Origin of the sequence: Vibrio sp. V42_P2S4T144 (assembly GCF_009904715.1) — a bacterium.
In the GTDB taxonomy this organism is placed as follows: domain Bacteria; phylum Pseudomonadota; class Gammaproteobacteria; order Enterobacterales; family Vibrionaceae; genus Vibrio; species Vibrio alginolyticus.
On the sequence record NZ_WXWS01000293.1, the window covers coordinates 1 to 2,805 of the forward strand.

The 2,805-nt window shown below is 42.2% G+C and carries 2 protein-coding genes and 1 pseudogene; all 3 read right to left on the bottom strand.

All coding sequences use genetic code 11. The features are described 5' to 3' along the window. Window positions 1-131: 131 nt before the first annotated feature. Window positions 132-581: a GNAT family N-acetyltransferase gene (locus CAG68_RS10120; protein ID WP_005380639.1), complete on the bottom strand. Its 450-nt coding sequence runs from the start codon at window positions 579-581 to the stop codon at window positions 132-134. Window positions 582-750: 169 nt separating this feature from the next. Beyond that, a pseudogene (locus CAG68_RS10125) lies at window positions 751-1,155 on the bottom strand (GNAT family N-acetyltransferase); the annotation flags it as partial. Then, on the bottom strand, window positions 1,154-2,332 hold the full coding sequence (locus tag CAG68_RS10130; RefSeq protein ID WP_161441099.1) for a MerR family transcriptional regulator: 1,179 nt from the start codon (window positions 2,330-2,332) through the stop codon (window positions 1,154-1,156). The gene CAG68_RS10130 and the pseudogene CAG68_RS10125, both read right to left, overlap by 2 nt. Window positions 2,333-2,805: the final 473 nt, after the last annotated feature.

Sequence of the window (2,805 nt, forward strand, 5' to 3'; positions counted from 1 at the left end):
GCTGTAGTGAGTCACTTTATTGTACTGGTACGTTGAGCCCATAGCGACTCCCCCAAGGATTGCTTTGCTAGTTGTGACATATAGCTGTCAATAGCATATGTATTTGGAACTACTTAACTAAAAACTCATTCTCAATCACTTAAAACCATTACCTCATAATCGGACTTAGAAAAATGAGCATTTTGATAAGCCCTAACAGCCTTGCTGTTGTCTTTATGGACATATAGGCGCAGTTCTAAGCCTTTTTGTTCCTCCATTTCATGTTTTACCGCATCCAAAAGCAATGACATACGACCCTTGCCTCGCTGTGATTTGGATAAGAACATGCTTTGAATCCACCAGTAATAACCAGCGTTCCAGTCGCTCCACTCGCGAACCGCAGAGACACTCCCTACGGGAGTGTTGTTCTCATCCGCTAAAACCCAATAGGTAGCAATGGAAGGGTCACGGAGTGCGACCAGAATGCCCTTTTCAAGTGTTTCTGGGATCTTAATGCTCCCTTCAGCCTCTCTTGCTTCTTCAGCAGTGAAGTTAACAAGGTAGGGTAAGTCATCTAAAACGGCTTTTCTTACTTTCATCATATCTCTCAAATTTATCAGTGGTTTCTACAGGTTATCAAAGAATAATTGCTTAGAACATACACGGTATGTTCGTTGTGACTAGGTGAGCATGGTAAGAGCGCCGCTTATAAAATAACGTTTAAGCATATATACCTAAATTCAGAAGCGAAGGCATTTTCACGCCAATTAACTACCAATAATAAGGATTGTCGATAGCAGGTAAGCATGTTGGTTTGCCCACAACGTGAGGGATCACTTCACCAACCAAAGATTGGGCAATCCATCCTTCAGGGTAGGATAAGCCTAGCGGAGCTTGAACTACGTCCTGACTGATTGGAGCGAATCCTATTTTTGAGTAAAAGTTGATATCCCCGTAAGTAATGGCAACGGTGAAGCCTTTTTCTTTCAGTGTCGCTAACCCAAATTTGATCAATCCTTGACCTACACCTTGCCCATGACGATCTGTTGCAACGGCCACGAGGGCTAAAAGGAATATGTTTTCACCATTTGGAAACGATAGGCGAGAGAAAATGATGCCACCGACAATGCGTTCACTTTCATCTTGAGCAATAAACACATAAAGATCCTCATCTCTAGTTTGCAAGTTTTAAAATAAAGTACTGATAGGTAAAGTCTTTTGTGGCACTGCGCTCGTAAACTGAAATCTCTTTCTCAATGTCTAGTAACGCTTGGGACACGGGCATAACAGCTTGTAATTCCTCAACTCGGTCTTGCAGCGGTTGCCAGTAGTTTTGCCATGCATCGACGCCTAATGAGAAGTGTTCTATCACGTCGTAGCCATGCTTTTTGAACAGAGCGAGTCGTTTGGGTATCGATTGCATGTCTGGGTAGTCTGCCAGCCAAAACTGTTTTGTCTCTTCGTCGGGAGAGTCAGTTAGCCAAACCAAATCACTCACCATCAAGACGCCATTGTCTTTTAACAGAGGCTTCCATTGTTTTAGTGCGTTCTCCATTCCCATAATGTAGACGCAGCCTTCCGCCCAAATGGCATCAAAACATTTTGCCTGAAATGGCAGTTCCGTCATGGAGGTACAAACAGGAGAAATGCGATCGTGTAACTGTGCGTTTTGGATCTTTTTATCGAGCTGTTCGATGGCAACAGGCTCATTATCCATTGCTGTAATGTGTGCGTTACTGTTGTCAGCTAGTAGTAACGTGGAGATGCCAGTGCCACAACCAATGTCTAAAATATCGGCCATTTTATGAGGCGACATTAATGAAATCGCTTTTAAAGAGTCCTTGTGACTCCCTGGCCCCCATCTTTCTAATGTTGCAAAGACCGTCATAAAGTCTTTCATGTAACTCTCGTGTTCGTTCATATCTTTTGATAACCACTTCAATCTGAGTGCTTCTTTTTCACTGTAACCCTGCTTACTTAACCAGTTTAAGTAAGCACTAGGCGCACTTTGACTAAGAGAATGGTGTAACTCTCTTTGTGGACGTTCCCCAAGTAATGCCAGTAGCAACTCACGAGCGTGGATTTTTTTATCAATTTCATGGTTGAGTTGCGTCAGCCGATTTTCCAATAAGCTTCTACTTAACTTCGCGACTAAGCACTGTTCGCACTCTTTCAATGAGAGTCCTGCGCTTTGAAGTTGCTGAATCAAATACAGTCGCTGCAAATCGTTTTCGCTGTAATAGCGATATCCATTATCAAGGCGCTGGCCGTTAATAAGCCCTAACTTCTCGTAATAGAGTAAGGTGGTGCGAGATATACCCGCCTTTGCTGCCAATTCCGAAATCAAGTACATGTGAGATGAGCCTCAAGTGTTCTTAGTATTTGGATAGTATGAACTGTAGAGTTGTAGACAGGTCAAGTAGGCTCGTTCGAATTTCTCACCAACAGTGGCAGAAATTAGATGATGTTGAGTCTTACTTAAGGCTTTGAGTCAGTTGCTAGCAGTCAATGCTCAATACCAGACCTTACTTATTGATGACTAAATTAGCAAAGTTATTAGCCATAAACATTGCGACCCGAAAGCATCCCAACATGTTTGCCGTTAGCGTGTTTTATTAGATCCTTTCAAAACTAGGATCCATGGTGCCGTACGACTCTATTTTTAGGGTATAAAATCTAATTTAAGTGCGAAGAAACTTTTGATTTAAAGCGGAAGAGGTAGGCGTATTTACGGTGTGTGAGAAAGCTAGGAACAATAGAACAATTCAGATATATTGAAACAATATTAAAAGAATTGCTACAACACGTAACTAGATTAACGTGGGC